Source organism: Lysinibacillus antri, assembly GCF_003977595.1.
Classification (GTDB): Bacteria; Bacillota; Bacilli; order Bacillales_A; family Planococcaceae; genus Ureibacillus; species Ureibacillus antri.
In genome coordinates, this window is sequence record NZ_RYYR01000037.1 from 1 (window position 1) to 19683 (window position 19683).

Consider the following 19683-nt stretch of genomic DNA (forward strand, 5'->3'; position numbering starts at 1 on the left):
TTGTTGGCATAAGAAAACACCTCCTTTGAATTTCATACCTTTATGGTACCGGGAGGTGTGATCAGATAATATGCGTTATTTGATTACGGGCTTACAATCTAAACATAAGAAATGCCGTGTAAACAGATGTCTACACGGCATTTTATTATTATTTTTTCTCTTCTTCTTTAGCGTCTGCGTCTTTGTCAGCTTCTTTTTCTTTAGAAAGATACGTATCTAAAGCATTTTTCAAATCTTCATCTTTAATGTTGATTTTCGCATCTTTAATAAGTTCAGCTACTTTTGCATTCCAATCACCTTTTGTAGCAGCGATTGCTTCTTTAATTTCGTCTTTTTTGTCTTCTAATTTACCGTAACCTTCAACTTCACGCTTGTCCAATACTTCGATAATGTGGTAACCGAATTGTGTTTGAACAGGTTCACTTACTTTGTTTAACTCTAAAGCGTAAGCAGCGTCGTTAAATTCTGGTACCATTGTGCCAACTGTGAACCAGCCAAGGTCACCACCGTTTGATGCGTTAGAAGTGTCTGTAGAATATTCTTTAGCTAATGCTGCAAAATCTCCACCAGCTTTTAATTTTGCTACAACCGTGTTTGCTGTTTCTTGATCCGCAACTAAAATATGGCGCGCTTTAAGTTCATATTTAGCTTGGTTATAATAGTCTTCAATTTCTTTATCTGTTACTTCAACATCTTTTGTCGCTTTTTCTTGAAGAATTGAGAAACGGATATTTTGTTCGAATGCTTCTTCAGAAAGACCGTTTGCAGCTAAAACAGATTCGAATTGATCGCCATATTGAGCTTTTACGGATTCTAATTGCTCTTTGACTTCTTCATCTGTCACTTCGTAGTTATTTTCTAAAATTTGTTCAATAACGACTTGTTCTAATAGCGCATTCCCAGCAAGATTTTTAATTTCTTCGTAAAATTCATCTTTCGTAATATCTCCATAAGTTGTTGATACTACTACTTCATCACCTGAGCTACATGCTGCAAGGAACAGGGAAGTAGCAAGTGTTAATCCTAATACTGATTTTTTCATTTTTTACTCTCCTAACATGAATTGAATCAATAAGTACTATAACATAAACGCGCACAAAACAAAATGGTTGCGGTTATGTGCCTAGATATGGGTAACGCACCTGCATAATATAGTCTTTGAAAGGGGGTGTCGTGATGGGAAGCGGTAGCTACGGTGGCGGATACGGAAATGGTTTCGCGCTATTAGTTGTTCTGTTCATCTTATTAATTATTGTTGGTGCAGCATATATCTACTAATACACATTAATAACGGAACAAAGGAGGAGCTAAAGGTAATTGCCTTTAGCTCTTCTACTTTCTAATGACAGGATCCTCATATTTTGTTAGCTTAACCCGAAAAAGAACAGCCTCTCTTACTACATATGTCTAGCTACCAAGCGTATTGTTGCATTTCTACATTGCAACAGAAATTTCTACATAAAAGGATACTAATAAAATGGTAATAAGTACATTTATTGTGCGGAATATTTTTGCGTGTTTTTCTTCTGGTATTTCTTTTTGTAATACCAGAGCATACGTCATTCGATTTATTTGGAATAAGTAAAACATTGAGAATAGCACTACAACTAAAAGAAGCAAGCCTATTCCTCCCCTCTTTCTCAAGAATAACAAAAAATGTTAATTAAATTCAAGTATATCGTATAGTTTTAAACGTTTGTTGGCACTAATATTTCATAGCCCTTTGGCGTTTCTTCAATGACTGCATTTTTTGGCGCGGCTATTAAATTTTTAACATATAATATGTCTATTAAGCAAATACTACAATGATACGATAGTAGTAAACATAAAAAGTGAGTAAATTGTGGAAATACCACAATTAGTAAAAGTAACCCGCCATTAATGGCAATAACAGGTGCTAATAAAGTAAAAATATAACGATTTTTCGGAATTTCTTTCTTAATGCGCATTTGAATGATTGGAATGAAAAGGTATTCAATTCGAATACGCAATTTAACAGATTTATGATAACCGAATAATGAAAAATAATGGGTTAACTTGTGCAATGGGTAAAGAGCCAACATACCTAATATTAAAATCCATAAAAAATCATCTTGGTAAAATGAAGGATGGATACGACTGAATAGGGTAAAGGAAAATGAAAAGATAATGACAAATATAGCAATAGTCACTATAGTCAACCATGTTGAACCGTACTCAGTTTTAATGTTAATCGTTTTCCAACAATGCACAAGTAAGACCCCTTTTGAGTAATGAAAGATGTTTTTGAAAGCTGGGCGAGCCACTTCCATTTTTCTTATTGTCTAGCTGCAGTGGCTAGCTCTTTTCGAAACTTCAACTTCCTCCTACGCATGTAAGCACGCTTGTCGAAAGTCTCCGAAATACAAGGATGTACGAGTGCCGACAATGCCATAGGATGTGGCGTTTTTGTCGGCCAGTTTCTCAGGAGCTGGGCGAGCCACCTCCGCTTTTCTTATTAGTGAAGTTATTGTAAATGAAATAAGGGCAAATTGCTACAAACTTTGTTAAGAAATTTATGCTACTAATAGAAAAAAGAGTGTATCGCTACACTCACAATCTTCCACTAAGGAAACCTATTCATACCATAACATTGCGATTATCTTTTAACGATTAGCTTTTCTTCTTCTTCCACAATCGATTCTTTAAAGTTTTTAAATGAGCGTTCAAAAATTTCGATGAAGTCTTCACCGTAAATATTTCGAATGACAGCCATTACGTCTAAAAATTCAGGGAATCTACCATACAATTCTCTTAAAGCTAGAGATCCACTTAAAATAGAATGTTCCGTGTCGTAATAATGATCGTACATCAGTAAGATTAAATTCGCACCTTCGTCTGTTAATTCAACATACGTATTGCGCTTATCATCATCACGCTTCGAAAATTTTAAATAGCCTCGTTCTTCAAGCTTTTTCGAAAAATTAAATGCCGTTGATACATGCATTACGCCGAATCTAGCAACATCCGATATAGATGCGCCTTCTAAATGAAAAGCAATCCATAAGATGTGGTGTTCGTTGATGTTTAAATCATAAGGTTTAATCCATTGTTGCCAGTCTTTTTCTACTGCTTTCCAAAGTGCTTTTGATAATTGTGCAATTCTTTGACTATAAAGCATTGCCTCTTTCATAGTATAACTTTCTTCAGACAAAGCCATCACCTTCTTCTTTCATTAACATTATGAAAATATTATAGCAATAAAAGAAAAAAGTTTAAAGTTAGAAAAATTAAATAATTGAAATGTGCTTTAAAAATGTTATTAATTTAGATAAAAAGGTTGAAAATTAATAAAAATAATATTTATATTTAGGTATTTAGACTTACTGAATTTGAGGTGGATCGCTCTTTTTATTATTGATTTCTGATAAATTATTCTCGATTTTAGCGATAGAATTCTGTAAACCTTCCAATTCTTCTTTCAACTTTACTGCATCAGGTTCTATTGTTTGTTTAAAATTGGAAACTGAATCTTTTAATTCGTGAATTACTTTTGGTATATTATTTTGCACTTCATTTTTTAAAGTGAAAGTAGCATCTTTTAAGTTGCTTGTATGTTTTGCGATTTCTACTAAATTTGCTTTTGCTTTTTTAGTATTTAGTGCGATATTCGAGCGAAGTTGTTGGCCACTCTGAGGAGTTGTAAGTAAAATTGTTGTGATTCCTCCGATGATGCCTGTAGATAAGCCGATTAAAAATGGTTTGGCGCGCATTTTGTACATCTCCTTTTGTGTATTTATCAATTGATTGTACTTTATATAGAATTCTCCTATTATATCCATATTAAACCACGAAACGACATTTTAAAAAAGTTGCTATTTATAATTTTTCGAAGAGTCTCGCAAGTAAAAAGAGTCGAAAAAATAAGTGTAGACAAAGCCAACATACGACTTTGTCTACACTTTTATAGGATAAAAATATTAAATTTTAAAGTTTAGATAATGTCTAGCTACAGCGGCTAGCTCCTCGGCCACTTCAACTTTCTCCTGCACATGCAAGCATGCTTGTCAAAAGTCTCCAGTGTCTGGCGGAGCTGGACGAGCCGCTTTCGCTTTTCTTATTACGCTTGAGATACGGCTGTAGTGAATTTCGAGCGTTTTAACAGTCCTGTGATAATCGGGTAGATGATAATAAATGCAACTGCATTCAGTACAACTGCTGGTAATACAACGGCAATAAATAATGCGCTAAATGCAGCTCCGCCTGGTAAACCAACTAGAAGTAATGCCATTGATAGGAATGTAGATCCTGAAAGTATTGTTCCTAGACCTACTAACACTGCGCTTACAGCTGTTTTTTGAGCTACTTGACGAAGGGCTAAAACAATGACAAAGAATACAATACCTGTTACAAGTTTATCAATAATATTTGGTACAAAACCACCAGGGAATGTTGAAAATAATCCTGAAAGTAAGCCAGTTGCAATTGCTAATAAAAATGTTTCTTTAAAGGTAGGGAATAGTAAAATCCCAATGAACATCATTGTTAGCATGAAATCTGGTTTCATACCTTCACCATAACCTGGGATAATCAAATAAAGTGCTGCCCCTACACCGACTAAAAGTGCCATTAAAACAAGATTCTTCGTATTCATCTCAATCTCTCCTCTACAATTCTATGCTCTTCATTTCCTAACGTGCACTCATTGCCGTTAGCGAAACTTACTATGATTTTAAAGGTAAAGCTAATATTTTGCAACATGGTGTAATAGAATGATAGGGATATAAAATTTAATTATTTATCCCGCATTAACGGGCAGTAAGACTCCCACTTCAAGATTTTAGTGAAGCGAAAAAGATAAGTGGGAGATCAACTGCCCGTAAAAGCCCGATTGGTTCAACTAACAATCAGTGGGGGATGAAGAAAACCCCCCACTGATTGAAGTTTCACTTTGTAAAAATATACTTATTATATTTACTTATAGAGTTGGAGTTGTGAGCAGACTTGTGCACACAAGCCGCAAAGCCACGTTGTACGTGTCTTTACGTCTTGTCTTTGTGCTTGTGAAAGGTCCGCTCACATATAATAATGCCTTCTAAAGTATCTTAAGATGGTGCGCGGCTTACGGTGGTAGGCCGCGTCTGCTTAAAACGAATGTCGTTCTGTAAACCCTTTAGTAAGTGCATAACTAATTCAGTGTTTTACTTAAATTATACTAGATGTCTAGAAGTGAAAATCATAAAACAAAAAACACAACCAAATTCATTGGCTGCGTCATTTTGTATTATTATGCATTTAGAGTTTCTGTTATTTGTGCTGCTACCGATTGTAAAGTGTCTGGTGTAAATTCGTTTTGTTTTGTTTCCCATTTGAAACCTAATCCATCTGTTTCGTCATAACGAGGGATGAAGTGTAGGTGATAATGGAACACAGTTTGTCCAGCGAAAGCGCCATTATTGTTAACTGTATTCATGCCAGCTGGATTGAAAGCGGATTTAATGGCATTCGCAATTTTTGGTGCAACGGCATATAAATTTCTAGCCACTTCTTCTGGCATATCGAATAAATCTTTTACGTGTTGTTTTGGTACAAGCAATGTATGACCTTTCGTTAAAGGTGCAACATCCATGAATGCATAAACATTCTCATCTTCATAAATTTTTACACTAGGAATAGACCCATCAATAATTTTACAAAAAATGCAATCGCTCATAGAAAACATCCTTTCTAGTACATGTTTTTTCTCTATTTTACCATATGACAACTGATAACATTCGCATTTTTTGTTAAACTGTAGAAAGAATAGGAGTGACGTAAAAAAATGGCATTGTTACAACTAACAAATGTTACAGGTGGTTATACACGTAAACCAGTCATTAAAGATTTAACATTTTCGATTGAACAAGGGGAACTTGTTGGATTAATTGGGCTTAATGGAGCAGGGAAGAGTACTACAATTAAACATATTATTGGTACATTGCTTCCACAAAAAGGGGAAATTCGTTTAGATGGTGTGACATTAAATGAAGATATCGATCAATACCGTTCTTCCTTTTCGTACATTCCAGAAACACCGGTATTATACGATGAATTGACGTTAAAAGAACATTTAGAATTAACGGCAATGGCTTATAACATAGATGAAAAAACGCTCGCACAACGTTCTGAACAGTTGCTTAAAGAGTTTCGTATGGAAAAGCGCTTAAACTGGTTCCCGTCGCATTTTTCAAAAGGGATGCGTCAGAAGGTTATGATTATGTGTGCTTTTTTAGTAAACCCGAAGTTATATATTATTGATGAGCCGTTTGTTGGACTGGATCCATTAGGAATTCAATCGTTACTAGATCAAATGGATGAAAAGAAAAAAGATGGGGCTTCCATTCTTATGTCAACGCACATTTTGTCCACAGCAGAAAAGCATTGTGACCGCATTATCCTGCTTCATGAAGGACAAGTTCGTGCACAAGGAACAATGAACGATTTACGCAGAAGCTTTAATATGCCGAATGCCACACTCGATGACTTGTATATCGCGATGACAAAGGAGCAAGACAATGAATAATTTGCAGGAAGTGTGGTCAAAGCGATTTAATCACTATATGACAGAAGTGCAAAAATATATGCGCTTTGTATTTACTGGGCATTTGGCATTGGTTTTAGTATTTGTCATCGGGGCAGTCGGATATCAATATAGCGAGTGGTTAAAGGTAGTTTCGGATACGTTTCCAGCAGAATGGATTGTCGCAATCGTAGCGGGGGTTATATTAGCTTTAAGTCGTCCTGTAACACTTTTGCGACAACCAGACCAAGTGTATTTATTACCATTAGAATCCAGTATGATGCGCTATTTTAAAAAGGCTCTTACTTACACATTTTGGTCGCAACTAGGACTACCAGCAGTTGTCTACATTGCGGCGATTCCATTATTAAATACAGTAACGGAATTATCCTCAACGCAAATTTGGATTGGGATTATTTTTATCCTTTTACTAAAGTACGTAAATGTTCAAATTGAATTTAATTATCGCTATAGTAATCGAGGCGCTAATACTGTCGTTGATCGCATTGTTAGAGCAGTTCTTTCTATATTAACAATCTATTTCGTACTTAATTGGAACATCGCACTTGCAGTAATATTGATTGTTTTATTAATTGCCTACAATACGGCACTTCAAAAAAAGGTGAAAACATTGCCGATTCCTTACGAGCACTTTGTGAATTTAGAACAAAATCGGATGATGGGCTTTTATCGATTTGCCAACTATTTTACAGATGTCCCTCATTTAACTGGGTCCATTCGCCGTCGAGGTTGGTTAAATTTTGTGTATAACCTTGTTCCTTTTGGAAAGAAGAATACGCAAAGCTATTTAGTATTTCGAACGTTTATCCGAACGGACGATCACTTTTACTTATGGGTGCGACTAACGGCTATTATTGGTGTTGTTGCATTGATTGTTAATATTCCGATTGTTACATGGGTCATTACAGGGGCATTGGCTTTTGCTACGACTCTTCAATTAAAATATGCATTATTATCTTCAAGTGATTTTCGAATGGATCGATTGTATCCAGTAAAAGAAAATCAAAGAAAAGATGCGGTACAAAAATTACTACGACTTTTTATGCTTGTACAGGCGTTCATCGTGTTGTTTTGCTCAATTGGACAACCGTTATTTTTTGTCCCGGCAATTATTGTTTTAGTTTTAAGTGAAATCACATTTAAATTTTCTAAAGACCCTTCGAATAATGACTTTTCCTATTAAAAAAGTGTTTTAAAGGCAGCTATCGCCTTTAAAACACTTTTTATTTTTCATCCGATACTTTCCCGGAATAGGTTGTAATATAGCTTGCTGCATTGAAGATGTTTTGTTTTTTTACTCCAGGTGTAGCGTCTTGTTTCGTATGAGCATCTGTAAAGTTTTTCGAATTTTTCCAAGCTTCAAAGGAATGAGGACCGGTCCATTGGGTAAGCACGATATACGTATCCGATTTAATGGGGCGCAATAGTCGAAATGCAATAAAGCCAGGTTCCTGTTCAATTGTCCGAGCGCGGTTTAGAAAACGTTTTTCAAAAATCGGTCTTCCTTCATCGGACACAGGAATGTTATTCAATACAAAATACCCTTTTTGTTCCAACGCATTGACACTATCAATTACTTCAAATTTTCGTGGTGTTGCAAACACGGTTTTACCTTCTGTTTCATGAAGAAGAACTGAATTGCCAGAGCCATGTAACACAAACATTTTCTCCTTCGAATGTTTTTTTCGAACCTTTTCCATGAATTCTGGAGTTCCAGAAGTTAAATAAATATACATATCATTTCCTCCTTTTTATTGTAATTAGTTGTTTTCAGAGCTGGGCGAATGCCTTTCGCTTTTCTTTTCTCCTTTTGTCAAAAATAATGGCTGAAAAATTGTATTAAACGAACAAATTTATGACATTTGGTGGATAAAACTATACAATTATATATGAAAAGTATATATTGGAAAACGGATATCAATGATAAATTTATAGTTTTATCTTCATTCAGCAAATAAATATTAGCTGAATGAAGATTAAGCCCCGGGCGGATGTCACGGATCTTAATATTAGTATAGGGTAGGAATTACGGGAAAAAGACATACTTGGAAGGAAAAATAAAAATATCCTCAAGTTTCGTACGTTTGAATAGCTATCCTTTTTTTACTATATTAGAAAATGAAAAGTGAAAAAACGGAGCTATTGACGACCAATTGTCAACTTATAATCAGTAGGGACAACAAACACCCTACTGAACTTATTATTTTAAGGGGAAGATACAAAAATGAAAACGTTTAATGATACTTTATTGCGAGCGGCTTTAGGCGAGCGAACAGAATATACACCTGTATGGTACATGCGTCAAGCTGGAAGATCTCAACCCGAGTATAGAAAAATTAAAGAGAAATATTCACTTGAAGAAATTACGCATCAACCAGAACTATGTGCATATGTTACAAAATTACCTGTAGATAACTATAACGTGGATGCTGCTATTCTCTATAAAGATATTGTAACACCATTACCAGGAATTGGCGTTGATGTAAAAATAAAAGCTGGTGTTGGCCCTGTTATTTCCAATCCAATACGTACAGTGGAAGATGTAGAAAAGCTTGGCGAATTTAATGCAAAAGAGCATACACCATTCGTATTAGAAACAATTAAACTTTTGACAGAAGAGCAATTAAATGTACCCCTAATTGGTTTTGCGGGTGCACCGTTTACTTTAGCTAGTTATATGATTGAAGGTGGTCCTTCACGTAATTACAACAAAACTAAATCATTTATGGTGACATATCCGAAAGCTTGGTTTGCTTTAATGGACAAACTTGCAGATATGATTATTGCGGATGTAACGGCTCAAATCGAAGCAGGTGCAAAGGCGATTCAAGTGTTTGACTCTTGGGTTGGTGCGTTAAATGTAGAAGATTATCGTGTATTCATTAAACCTGTTATGACACGTATTTTTGCAGAGCTACGTAAAGAAAATGTTCCTTTAATTCAATTTGGTGTTGGGGCTAGTCATTTAATCAACGAGTGGAATGATCTGCCAATCGATGTAGTAGGTCTTGACTGGCGTATGCCGATTAAAAAAGCGCGTGAATTAGGTGTTACAAAAGCTGTACAAGGAAATCTAGATCCTTCATTACTATTAGCAGATTGGTCTGTTATTGAGCAACGTACGAAGGCAATTATCGATCAAGGTTTAGAAATTCCTGGTCACATCTTTAACTTAGGTCATGGCGTATTCCCAGAAGTGAGTCCAGATGTACTAAAACGTCTAACAACGCTAATTCATGAGTATAGTCGTGAACAAGTAAGTAAGAATGAATTGTAGTATCATATAATGTAGAAAAATTTTGAGGTGAAAACAATGAAACCAGTACGTGGATTACTAGTAATGGCATACGGTACGCCATATAAGGAAGAAGATATTGAAAGATATTACACACATATTCGTCACGGTCGTAAACCATCTGAAGAGCATTTAGAAGATTTAAAAAGCCGTTATAAAGCGATTGGTGGGATTTCACCTTTAGCCAAAATGACTCAAAAACAAGCAGAAACTCTTCAACAAAGACTAAATGAAGTGCAAGATGAAGTGGAATATAAATTATATATTGGTTTAAAACATATTGAGCCTTTCATTGAAGATGCAGTAGAAGCGATGGTAAAAGACGGAATTGAAGAAGCGGTGACGATTGTATTAGCACCACATTTCTCAACATTCTCAATTAAATCATACAACGGTCGTGTAAAAGAAGCAGCTGAAAAATTAGGTAGCTCAATGAAGATTACTTCTGTTGAATCTTGGTACAATGAGCCAAAATTCATTGAGTATTGGAAGCAAGCAACTTTAGCAAGCTTCGATGAGATGAGTGAAGAAGAACGTGAAAAGGCATGTTTAATTGTGTCAAACCACTCATTACCAGAGAAAATTAAACAGGCCGGCGATCCATATGAAGAACAATTAATCGAGACAGCACGTTTAATTCAAGAGGCAACGGGAATTAAACATGTAGAAGTTGGCTGGCAATCAGCAGGACAAACACCAGAACCTTGGCTTGGGCCAGATGTTCAAGATTTAACACGTGAACTTTATGAAGAAAAAGGTTTCCGTTCATTTGTATATGCTCCAGTTGGTTTTGTAACAGAGCATTTAGAAGTGCTATATGATAATGATTATGAATGTAAGGTAGTATGTGATGAGTTAGGTGCGAATTACCGCCGCCCTCCAATGCCTAATACGCATCCATTATTTATCGATGCCATGATAGATGCTATATATAATAAATTAGCGAATTAATATAGGAAGTGTGATGAGGGTGACTTTAGGTAGACGAAAGGTTGCCGTTATAGGTGGTGGAATCACAGGATTAACGGCAGCCTTCTATTTACAAAATTTTGCACAACAGAAAAACTTGCCAGTAGATGTCGTTTTAATCGAATCTTCTTTGCGTCTAGGTGGGAAAATCCAAACTTTAAGAAAAGATGGATACATTATCGAGCGCGGTCCTGAATCATTTTTAGACTATAACGGAAGTGTCCGCGAGTTAGCATTAGATTTAGGGATCGAAAAAGAAATGGTAACGAATAACAATGGGCAAACTTACGTTGTTGTAGGGAGTGACTTATACCCCATTCCGAATATTTTTATGCATGGTGGGTCACTTGAAGTCTCCTCATTCATTACAACCGGTTTATTTTCTCTAAGCGGCAAGCTTCGCGCAGCAGGAGATTTATTACTACCTAAAACGAGAGAGGAACAAGATGAACCGATTGGGGATTTCTTTCGACGTAGGTTTGGTAAGGAAGTTGTAGAAAACCTCGTAGAACCACTCTTAGCGGGAACATTTGCTGGTGATATCGATCATTTAAGCATTCAATCTATGTTCCCGCAGTTTTATCAATTAGAGAAACAGTACCGTAGTCTTATACTCGGAATGAAAAAGTCAGGGCATGCGTATAGTAAAAATCATATTGATACGTATCAAACCTTTGCAAATGGTCTTGAATCATTAATTGAAGCTTTGGAATCAAAACTAGTACCCCAGACCGTTTTAAAAGGTGTGAAAGTTGAGTCGCTCGATAAAACAAAAGACGGTACAATCCATATTCATTTTAATAATATTGCACCATTAAAATGTGATGCAGTAATTATGACTACACCATTTAATGCCACAAAAGCAATATTTAACAGGTATGGATTACTTGAAGATGTGCCAGAGATGAATTATGCAACGATTGCAACCGTGACAATGGCGTTTAAACAGAATGAGTTGAAAAAATATAAAGATGCAATGAGTTTTTATGTTTCAAGGAATAGTGATTTAGCCATTACTACGTGTACTTGGTGTAATCATAAATGGAATAATGTAGCGCCAGAAGGATATGATTTACTTCGTGTATATATTGGTCGTGTTGGTGATGAGGCAATAGTAGAATTGTCAGATCATGATATTGAAAAAACGGTGTTAAATGATTTAAATTCCGCTATTGGTTTATGTGAGGAACCGTTGTTTACCGTTGTTTCGCGTTGGAAAGAGTCCATGCCACAATATACGGTAGGTCACGACCAACGAATGGAAGAGATTAAACATCAATTATATTCGGAGTTTCCCAACATCAATTTAGTCGGTAGCTCCTATGAGGGAATTAGTATACCGGATTGTATCGCGCAAGGAAAAAAGGCTGCTTTAGAAATGCTCGAAGAAATGTTTCAATTCCAATTAAATTAAAAAAGAACACTCATTCATGCAAGGATGTGTCTCAATCATTTGGGACACATCCTTGTCGTTTTTATTTCATTAAAACTTCACATTTTTGAAGTATTATAGGATTAGGGGGTGATGGTTGAAAATGAAAAAGGTATATCTATTCATACTGTTTATAATTGCACTATTAGCTGGCTGTAATAAAATAGAGTTTTCACCAATTGATCACCATCATTCTTTTGTTGCTTCAGTGAATATTTTACAGCCTTCCATTACATTTTATGATGCATCAAAAAAGCTTATTGCCAAATGGGAACTAGACAAAGCATATACTGGTGCAGAACTAATTGGACAAGATCAAATTATTTTATACGGACATCAATTAGATGAAGCTAAAATTTTTCAATTATCCACTGGTAGACAGGTAGGATACATTGAGACTGGGATTGGGACAACCAATGCGTATTATGATAAAGAGGAGAAGTTACTCTTTTTAACAAACAGTGAGCGCAATTCTGTTATAAGTTACGATTCTCAGTTTGAAGAATTGAAAGAACTAAAACTACGAAATTACCCGATGTCAATGGCCTCTAATAATGGGAGCCTTTACGTGGTGAATTATAAAGATACGATTTTATCCGTTATTGATATCGCTACTCTGACAGTAAAAGATGAATGGACAATCGATAAATCTTCAAATGGTGTATTAATTCTACCTGAAATGAATCAGTTGTGGATTGGTGGACATGGTGAAGGAAGTAAACCAAATCAAACCATCGACGTATTGGATCTGGAAACAGGAAAGGTAATCAATCAACTTCAGGCGTCCATCATGCCAATCGGATTTTCAAGAAATGAGAATACAATTTATGTGACGAATCATGGTTCCAATGAGCTTTGTGCATTTACTGTTCAAGGAGAACTTCTTTGGAAAACAGAAGTAGGTGCAAATCCATTTGTCGTCACAACATTTCAAGATGAATTAGTTGTCGCAGGCTACGATGATCATACAATCTATTATTTGAGTGGGCAATCTATTCAAAAATCAATAGAAACTGAAAAAGGTCCATTTCAATTGTTAGTGAGGGAGGTTTAGAATATGACAACTGTGTTAGTCGTTGATGATGAACTAGATATGCGAAATTTAATCGAAATGATGCTATCGAATTCAAATTTCCAAACATACGCTGTCTCCAATGGGAATGAGGCGTACCGTTATTTACAGGAACATGACGTCGATCTTGTATTGCTAGATGTTATGATGCCAGGTGAGGATGGTTTTACAGTGTGCGAAAATATAAGAAAAAGATCCTCCATTCCAATTATTTTCCTAACAGCTCGAGATGCTAATGAAGATAAGGTAAGAGGATTAACAATTGGTGGAGATGATTATATTGTAAAACCGTTTACGTCAAGCGAATTGGTTGCACGAATTAATGCCGTACTTAGAAGAACAACGGAATATACAGTCAATCAAAAACTGCTAGAGTATGGAGCTATAAAGCTAGATGAAGTGTCAAGAAAAGTATTAGTGAATGAACAAAGTGTGCCATTAACATTAAAGGAATTTGAACTTCTGTATTTGTTTATGCAAAATCCTTCCATCGTCTATTCACGTGAACAATTGCTAGAGCGCATTTGGGATATCGATTATGCAGGGGGCACTAGGACAGTCGATACACATATAAAGACATTAAGATTAAAACTAGCAAAAGAATCGAAGGAAGCAAGCGAATACATACAAACGGTTTGGGGAATTGGTTATCGCTTTGAGAAATGCAAATGAAAAAGTTATCCACAAAAATATGGGGAATCATTACATTATTTCTAGTGCTTACAATTTTATTTATGTACGTGTTGACGGATTATTTGTATGAACAACTTTATGTAGAAGATACGCAAACGTCATTGATTGAAGTGGGGGAAAAACTTCGTACACAATACCAAGGTGGTAAAGTAACGGATGACTTCATCGCGGAAGTTGAAAATTTTAATGCCTATTCTAATTTTGATGTATTTGCTGTGCGAAATCCGCGAGAACTAAGTGCGTGTGTGCCCTTTGAAATCGATTATGATGCATTAATTGGGCCTGAAGAAAGGCAACAGTTGCTTCAAGGAGAATCGGTAACAAACATCGGCTATGAGCAACGGTTTGAACGACAAATTATATCGGTCATTTTACCGTTGACTGATCAAAATCGGCTAGAAGGGATTCTTTATATGTATTACCCACTAGCAAAAATTAGCGAATTAGCAAACCAAGAAGCGTTGTTTTTAATTTGCTGTGCCATTCTATTTTCTTGTGTATTAGGATTTTTTGTTTATAAAGGAATTCGCCATATTATGCAACCGTTAAATGAATTGCAACATGCTGTAGAGCAAATGTCGGATGGCGATTACAAAGCTAGGGTCCCAGTTTCTACAAAAGATGAGATCGGTAAACTTTCGGAAGCGTTTAACGAAATGGCAGCTGCAATTGAACATGAAGATGAAGCACAAAAAAATTTTTTAGCTACCGTATCTCATGAATTACGAACGCCTATTAGTTATGTGAAAGGTTATAGTGAGGCCATTTCCCAAAACTTTATCGGTGAAAAAGAGAAGCAAGAGGCCATGAAAGTAATTGCTCGTGAAGCGAACCGAATGGAACAATTAACGAATGAATTGTTGGAATTGGCCAGAACATCCAATGAACAACAAATTGAACTGTATCCGATTGTACTAGCCGAAACAGTTCGAGAGGTTATCCATCTATTAAATTCAAAAGCTACTAATAAAAAGATTCATATAACAACTATGCTCGAGGAACAAATCATTGTCTTAGGAAATGAAGAGAAGTTAAAGCAAATAGTAATAAATGTCATTGAAAACGCCATTCATTATTCCAATGAAGGTTCAAATGTTTCCATTTTGACTAAAATAACGAAGGGAAATGCTGTTCTAGAAATTGCAGATACAGGCATCGGCATTCCAGCAAATGATTTACCTCATATAACAGAACGTTTTTACCGCGTGAATAAGGCGAGAAGTCGTGCTGATGGTGGAAGTGGCCTAGGATTAGCCATCGTCGAGAAGCTCGTTAAAATGCACAAAGGCAATTTAACAATTACAAGTGAAGTCGGGATTGGGACAACCGTATGTGTGACGATCCCACTAATGGAGGAATAAAAGATGAAAAAATGGTTAGTAAGTTTAGCGGCAGTATCGGCATTACTAGTTGGTTGTTCTTCAAATGAAACAGAGGTTGATACAAACGATGAACCAGTTGATGTAGCTGCTTTAGAAGTGGTAGTAGATATTTTAACGCCTGAACAAGTGGCTGTTAATGAATCGGTAGAACTAGCAGCTCATGTATCACAAAATGGTGAAAATGTAGATGATGCAGAATCAGTTAAATTTGAAGTATGGGAATCTGGATTAAGAGATCATGCCCAAATGATTGATGGAAAATTAGATGGCGATGGAGTTTATAAAGCAGATATTACCTTTGATCATGATGGTGTTTATTATATGTTTGCTCATACAACAGCGCGCGGACTTCATGTGATGCCGAAGCAACAAATTATTGTAGGCAATCCAGATATGAGTAAAGTGCTTGAAGATAAAAGTAGTAACACAATGGACATGGATGATCATGAAGAGACTGAAACCCACGAAGAAAGTGAAACGAATCATAGTCATTAAATTTGTGGATAACACTTAAAAATTTACTAAGGAAAATCCTAAAAAGAATTGCTTGGTGAGCGGGCTTAGCACACAAGCCGCAAAGCCACGTTGCACATGTCTTTACGACTTGTCATTGTGCTTTGTGAAAGGCCCGCTCACAGTTAATAATACTTACTAATTCCCTCGGATATAGTACGCGACTTACAGTGGTAGGCCGCGTCATCTTAATTTAAGTTATGCTACCGTATCTTTAAGAAGATGTACATATTCTGTTCTTGTCTAATAGGAATTCTCTAATTTTTTTAATAATAAAAATGAACCCCTCGATCAGCATGAGCGTGCTTTTCGAGGGGTTTTAATGTAAGCTATTTACTTTTAGGTTCATCAAAAATTAGGGATTAAACTCTCTTTATCGACAATGCCATTAACGACTATAGAGTGTTACATTTATCGCAAGTGCTGCTATAGCATTCACTTTGTTCTTCAATTTTATCTCCACACTGAACACAAACTTTATCAGGTAGATTTTTGAAAAATTCAACTACGTTTTCTAACATTGCGAGCCCCTCCTTTTTGGACAATCTGTTATAATACTGTTTTCTTATTTGTAATTGTATTATAACAGATGGCGTTCGTCAACACTAAATTAAAAAAATATTGTAAAATGTAAAATGAAACAATGAGGGAGTGAAAACAGTGTATTTTATTGATAATAAAGGCATTAACGATCCACAAATTAACTTAGCAATTGAGGAATATGTATTAAAAAACATGGATATTGAAAAAGATGACTACCTACTGTTCTATATCAATCAACCTTCCATTATTATTGGTAAAAACCAAAATACGATTGAAGAAATCAATACAGATTATGTGGAGGACAATGGAATTATTGTTGTACGCAGACTCTCTGGTGGTGGGGCTGTGTATCATGATTTAAACAATTTAAACTTTAGCTTCCTTACAAAAGATGACGGCAATAGCTTCCATAACTATAAGAAGTTCACACAACCTGTTGTCGATGCTTTAGTAAAGTTAGGAATCAATGCGGAACTTTCAGGTCGAAATGACATTTTAGCAGAAGGACGTAAAGTGTCTGGGAACGCCCAATATGCAACGCGAGGACGAATGTTTAGCCATGGCACTTTAATGTTTGATACAGATGTCGATGCAGTTGTATCTGCACTAAAGGTGAAAAAAGACAAAATTGAATCGAAAGGTATTAAATCGGTTCGCTCTCGTGTTGGAAATATTATTGAGTTTTTAAAAGAACCAATGACGGTTGAACAATTCCGAATGGAGATTTTAAAATCTATTTTCGACGGGGAAGAAAATATTCAATATTATGAGCTAACGGATGAAGATTGGGAAAAAATCTATAAAATTTCTGAAGAACGTTACCAAACGTGGGAATGGAACTACGGAAAATCACCTCGTTTTAACATTCAAAAAACGAATCGATTCCCATCTGGTGGCATTGATATTCGTTTAGAAGTGAACAAAGGGATCATTGAAGAAGCGAAAATTTTTGGAGACTTCTTTGGTGTAGGGGATGTTGAAGAGATTGAAAAACTTTTACTTGGTGTGAAGTACGATCGTTCTGAAATCGCCAAAGCGATAAGTGAAATTGACATTGCCCATTATTTCGGTGGTATTACAAAAGAAGACTTTCTGCAATTAATTTATTAAAACGTCTGTTGCAAGCTTTTGGTGCAGGAAAATAGGGATGTTCTAAAAGGAAAACAACGTACAATTCAATGTAATTTGAATTGTACATTTTTGCTTTTGGAGTCTATTAATTTCCTCTACGATCGATGCTTTTGAGTGGGCAGGGCTTCAATCAAAATGGTCCTTGCAACAACAGGATATAATAACATTTCGGTAGTATAATCTAAGTTGAAAAGGCGCGGCCTACCACTGTAAGCCGCGAATAAATATAGAAAGTTTAGCCGGTGTTATTTTGTGTGCTTAGTCCTCTCACTACGCCAACTTTTTTCGAAACCCTGTTAGCAACCATTAGTAGAGCGGGTTTTATTATTTCGAAAGCTACTATTGCAATTTATAAGAACTTATTAGAAACTCCCATTTTTTGATACAATAGAGATAGAATGAATCTTCTTTTAAAGGAGGGAACGAAATGGAAAACACAAGAATTTTTATCGTTGAGGATGATATAAAAATCGCCTCGCTATTAGCAGATACATTACGTAAATATCAATATGACGTTGAAATTGTACACAACTTTGAAGATATCGTGGAAGAATGTTTAAAATTTAGTCCTCATATCGTGCTGCTTGATATCAATTTACCTTCGTATGACGGTTATTACTGGTGCCGTCAATTAAGACAACATACAAAATGCCCAATCATTTTTATTTCGGCAAGATCGGGTGAAATGGATCAAATTTTTGCATTAGAAAATGGTGGAGATGATTTTATTACAAAACCATTTAATTATGAAATTGTGCTAGCGAAAATTAAGAGTCACTTAAGACGGACATACGGAGAATATTCATCTCGACAAGAGGAGCGAACAATTACTCTTGGACAGTTGACGTTATTTCTAGAACGAATGGAGCTACATATACGTGATGTGGAAATCCCACTTCAAAAAAAGGAATGTATTATTTTAGATTTATTAATGGGACAATCTCCAAAAGTTGTTACCCGTGAAAAGCTCTTAGAAGAATTATGGGATGATCAAGCGTTTGTAGATGAAAATACGTTAAATGTTAATATGACCCGTGTCCGCAAAAAACTAGTGGATTATGGCATTCTTTCCATCATCGAAACAGTGCGCGGTGCAGGGTATCGTTTTGTTTTAAGTTCGGAGGAAATGTAATGGGGCTAAAACTATTCATAAAAGAGCACATATCATTTGTCATCTTTGAATTAATTTTAGTTCTTTTTATATTGCTTTTGTATTATTTAGATGGATTTAGAAATATCGATACGGCTATTTATATGATAACAATTAGCATTATTTTAATCGTTTCTTTTTTAGGTGTACGTTATTTTTTACGACAAAGTTATTTGAATAAGATAACGAATTTACCTACTACAATGGAAGATGCGTTACAAAAAAATGCAAAATCAATTGAGCATAGCCAAACAGAACAATACTTCCATGAATTATATCGTGTCTATCAAGATGAAGTACAATCATTATACGCCGTGAAAAAGCGCCAAGAGGAATTTCTCAATCAGTGGATTCATCAAATGAAAACACCCGTTGCCGTATTAGAGCTGTTGTTACAAGAGGAAGGTCCGTTAGAAAAGAAAAGTGTTCAAGAAGAAGTAGATCGCATAAAACGGGGTCTAGAAATGGTGTTAGTGAATGCAAGAATTGATAAGTTCGAAGAGGACATGCAGGTAGAGCAAGTTAGTTTACAACAAATTGTCAGTGCAACAATAAATGAAAACAAACGTTTATTTATAACAAATCGAGTCTTTCCACAAATGAATATAGAAGAAAATCTTTACGTTGCCAGCGATTCAAAATGGTTAAAATTTGTACTAAGTCAATTTATTACGAATGCTGTGAAGTACACTTTCGAGCCGAATAAGAAACTTTATGTAGAGACACATCAAACGGACTCTCAAGTGCAATTAATCATCCGAGATGAAGGGATCGGTATTCCTAAATCAGATTTAACGAGAGTCACAAAGGCCTTTTTTACGGGAGAAAATGGACGGAAAACCGGAGAATCAACGGGAATGGGATTATATTTAGCAAAAGAGATTTGCGAAAAATTAGGTCATAATTTATCGATCGAATCTGAAGTAGGAGTAGGAACAACCGTTACACTTACATTTTTAACCTAG

At 35.6% G+C, this 19683-nt stretch carries 22 protein-coding genes; 13 read left to right on the top strand and 9 right to left on the bottom strand.

Features of this window, described 5'->3' with window-relative positions:
* Positions 1-148 precede the first annotated feature (148 nt).
* Positions 149-1042, bottom strand: coding sequence for a peptidylprolyl isomerase (locus tag EK386_RS17910; RefSeq protein WP_126660550.1), 894 nt, complete (start codon positions 1040-1042; stop codon positions 149-151).
* 134 nt (positions 1043-1176) lie between these two features.
* On the opposite strand from EK386_RS17910, the gene EK386_RS17915 reads away from it, so the two are divergent.
* Complete coding sequence (locus tag EK386_RS17915) at positions 1177-1278, top strand: YjcZ family sporulation protein (RefSeq protein WP_126660551.1); 102 nt, start codon at positions 1177-1179, stop codon at positions 1276-1278.
* Positions 1279-1434: 156 nt separating this feature from the next.
* Here EK386_RS17915 and EK386_RS17920 read toward each other — a convergent pair whose 3' ends face one another.
* The 6 genes from EK386_RS17920 to EK386_RS17945 form a co-directional block, all read right to left on the bottom strand.
* Entirely contained in the window at positions 1435-1620 is a 186-nt protein-coding gene (locus EK386_RS17920) for a hypothetical protein (RefSeq protein ID WP_126660552.1), read from the bottom strand.
* Between the two features lie 68 nt (positions 1621-1688).
* Positions 1689-2231 (bottom strand): DUF3267 domain-containing protein, encoded by a 543-nt coding sequence (locus EK386_RS17925; RefSeq protein WP_126660553.1) that lies wholly within the window; start codon positions 2229-2231, stop codon positions 1689-1691.
* A 386-nt stretch (positions 2232-2617) separates the two neighbouring features.
* Positions 2618-3178, bottom strand: coding sequence for an HTH-type transcriptional regulator Hpr (locus EK386_RS17930; RefSeq protein ID WP_126660554.1), 561 nt, complete (start codon positions 3176-3178; stop codon positions 2618-2620).
* Positions 3179-3341: 163 nt separating this feature from the next.
* Complete coding sequence (locus tag EK386_RS17935; protein WP_126660555.1) at positions 3342-3731, bottom strand: YtxH domain-containing protein; 390 nt, start codon at positions 3729-3731, stop codon at positions 3342-3344.
* 347 nt (positions 3732-4078) lie between these two features.
* On the bottom strand, positions 4079-4612 hold the full coding sequence (locus EK386_RS17940; protein WP_126660556.1) for a tryptophan transporter: 534 nt from the start codon (positions 4610-4612) through the stop codon (positions 4079-4081).
* A gap of 633 nt (positions 4613-5245) precedes the next feature.
* The gene (locus EK386_RS17945; protein ID WP_126660557.1) at positions 5246-5671 is read right to left on the bottom strand and encodes an HIT family protein; all 426 of its coding nucleotides are present in this window, start codon (positions 5669-5671) and stop codon (positions 5246-5248) included.
* A 108-nt stretch (positions 5672-5779) separates the two neighbouring features.
* Between EK386_RS17945 and EK386_RS17950 the strand changes: the two genes are divergently transcribed.
* Together EK386_RS17950 and EK386_RS17955 are read left to right on the top strand one after the other, a co-directional pair.
* The gene (locus tag EK386_RS17950; protein WP_126660558.1) at positions 5780-6520 is read left to right on the top strand and encodes an ABC transporter ATP-binding protein; all 741 of its coding nucleotides are present in this window, start codon (positions 5780-5782) and stop codon (positions 6518-6520) included.
* Complete coding sequence (locus EK386_RS17955) at positions 6513-7721, top strand: ABC transporter permease (RefSeq protein ID WP_126660559.1); 1209 nt, start codon at positions 6513-6515, stop codon at positions 7719-7721. Before EK386_RS17950 ends, EK386_RS17955 begins: the two co-directional genes overlap by 8 nt.
* Before the next feature lie 40 nt (positions 7722-7761).
* Here the strand turns inward: EK386_RS17955 and EK386_RS17960 are convergent, their stop codons facing one another.
* Positions 7762-8274 carry an antibiotic biosynthesis monooxygenase family protein gene (locus EK386_RS17960; RefSeq protein ID WP_126660560.1) on the bottom strand — a complete coding sequence of 171 codons (513 nt, stop codon included), beginning with the start codon at positions 8272-8274 and terminating at the stop codon, positions 7762-7764.
* A gap of 488 nt (positions 8275-8762) precedes the next feature.
* Here EK386_RS17960 and hemE point away from each other — a divergent pair, with 488 nt between their 5' ends.
* From hemE to EK386_RS17995, 7 genes are all read left to right on the top strand, one after another.
* On the top strand, positions 8763-9815 hold the full coding sequence (hemE, locus tag EK386_RS17965) for a uroporphyrinogen decarboxylase (RefSeq protein ID WP_126660561.1): 1053 nt from the start codon (positions 8763-8765) through the stop codon (positions 9813-9815).
* Between the two features lie 36 nt (positions 9816-9851).
* Positions 9852-10784 carry a ferrochelatase gene (hemH, locus tag EK386_RS17970; RefSeq protein WP_126660562.1) on the top strand — a complete coding sequence of 311 codons (933 nt, stop codon included), beginning with the start codon at positions 9852-9854 and terminating at the stop codon, positions 10782-10784.
* Positions 10785-10797: 13 nt separating this feature from the next.
* Positions 10798-12216, top strand: a complete 1419-nt coding sequence (hemY, locus tag EK386_RS17975) for a protoporphyrinogen oxidase (RefSeq protein WP_179966062.1) — start codon at positions 10798-10800, stop codon at positions 12214-12216.
* 121 nt (positions 12217-12337) lie between these two features.
* Positions 12338-13288 carry a YncE family protein gene (locus EK386_RS17980; RefSeq protein WP_126660579.1) on the top strand — a complete coding sequence of 317 codons (951 nt, stop codon included), beginning with the start codon at positions 12338-12340 and terminating at the stop codon, positions 13286-13288.
* 3 nt (positions 13289-13291) lie between these two features.
* Positions 13292-13978 (top strand): response regulator transcription factor, encoded by a 687-nt coding sequence (locus tag EK386_RS17985; protein WP_126660564.1) that lies wholly within the window; start codon positions 13292-13294, stop codon positions 13976-13978.
* Positions 13975-15360 (top strand): sensor histidine kinase, encoded by a 1386-nt coding sequence (locus tag EK386_RS17990; RefSeq protein ID WP_126660565.1) that lies wholly within the window; start codon positions 13975-13977, stop codon positions 15358-15360. Before EK386_RS17985 ends, EK386_RS17990 begins: the two co-directional genes overlap by 4 nt.
* A 3-nt stretch (positions 15361-15363) precedes the next feature.
* The gene (locus EK386_RS17995) at positions 15364-15876 is read left to right on the top strand and encodes a FixH family protein (RefSeq protein ID WP_126660566.1); all 513 of its coding nucleotides are present in this window, start codon (positions 15364-15366) and stop codon (positions 15874-15876) included.
* Between the two features lie 413 nt (positions 15877-16289).
* Here the strand turns inward: EK386_RS17995 and yhfH are convergent, their stop codons facing one another.
* Positions 16290-16415, bottom strand: coding sequence for a protein YhfH (gene yhfH / locus EK386_RS18000; protein ID WP_126660567.1), 126 nt, complete (start codon positions 16413-16415; stop codon positions 16290-16292).
* A gap of 139 nt (positions 16416-16554) precedes the next feature.
* On the opposite strand from yhfH, the gene lplA reads away from it, so the two are divergent.
* The 3 genes from lplA to EK386_RS18015 all read left to right on the top strand — a co-directional run bounded on the left by lplA (position 16555) and on the right by EK386_RS18015 (position 19683).
* Positions 16555-17547, top strand: a complete 993-nt coding sequence (gene lplA, locus EK386_RS18005) for a lipoate--protein ligase (protein WP_126660568.1) — start codon at positions 16555-16557, stop codon at positions 17545-17547.
* Positions 17548-17995: 448 nt separating this feature from the next.
* Positions 17996-18700 carry a response regulator transcription factor gene (locus EK386_RS18010; RefSeq protein ID WP_126660569.1) on the top strand — a complete coding sequence of 235 codons (705 nt, stop codon included), beginning with the start codon at positions 17996-17998 and terminating at the stop codon, positions 18698-18700.
* Positions 18700-19683 (top strand): sensor histidine kinase, encoded by a 984-nt coding sequence (locus EK386_RS18015; protein ID WP_126660570.1) that lies wholly within the window; start codon positions 18700-18702, stop codon positions 19681-19683. The genes EK386_RS18010 and EK386_RS18015 overlap by 1 nt, the downstream gene beginning before the upstream one ends.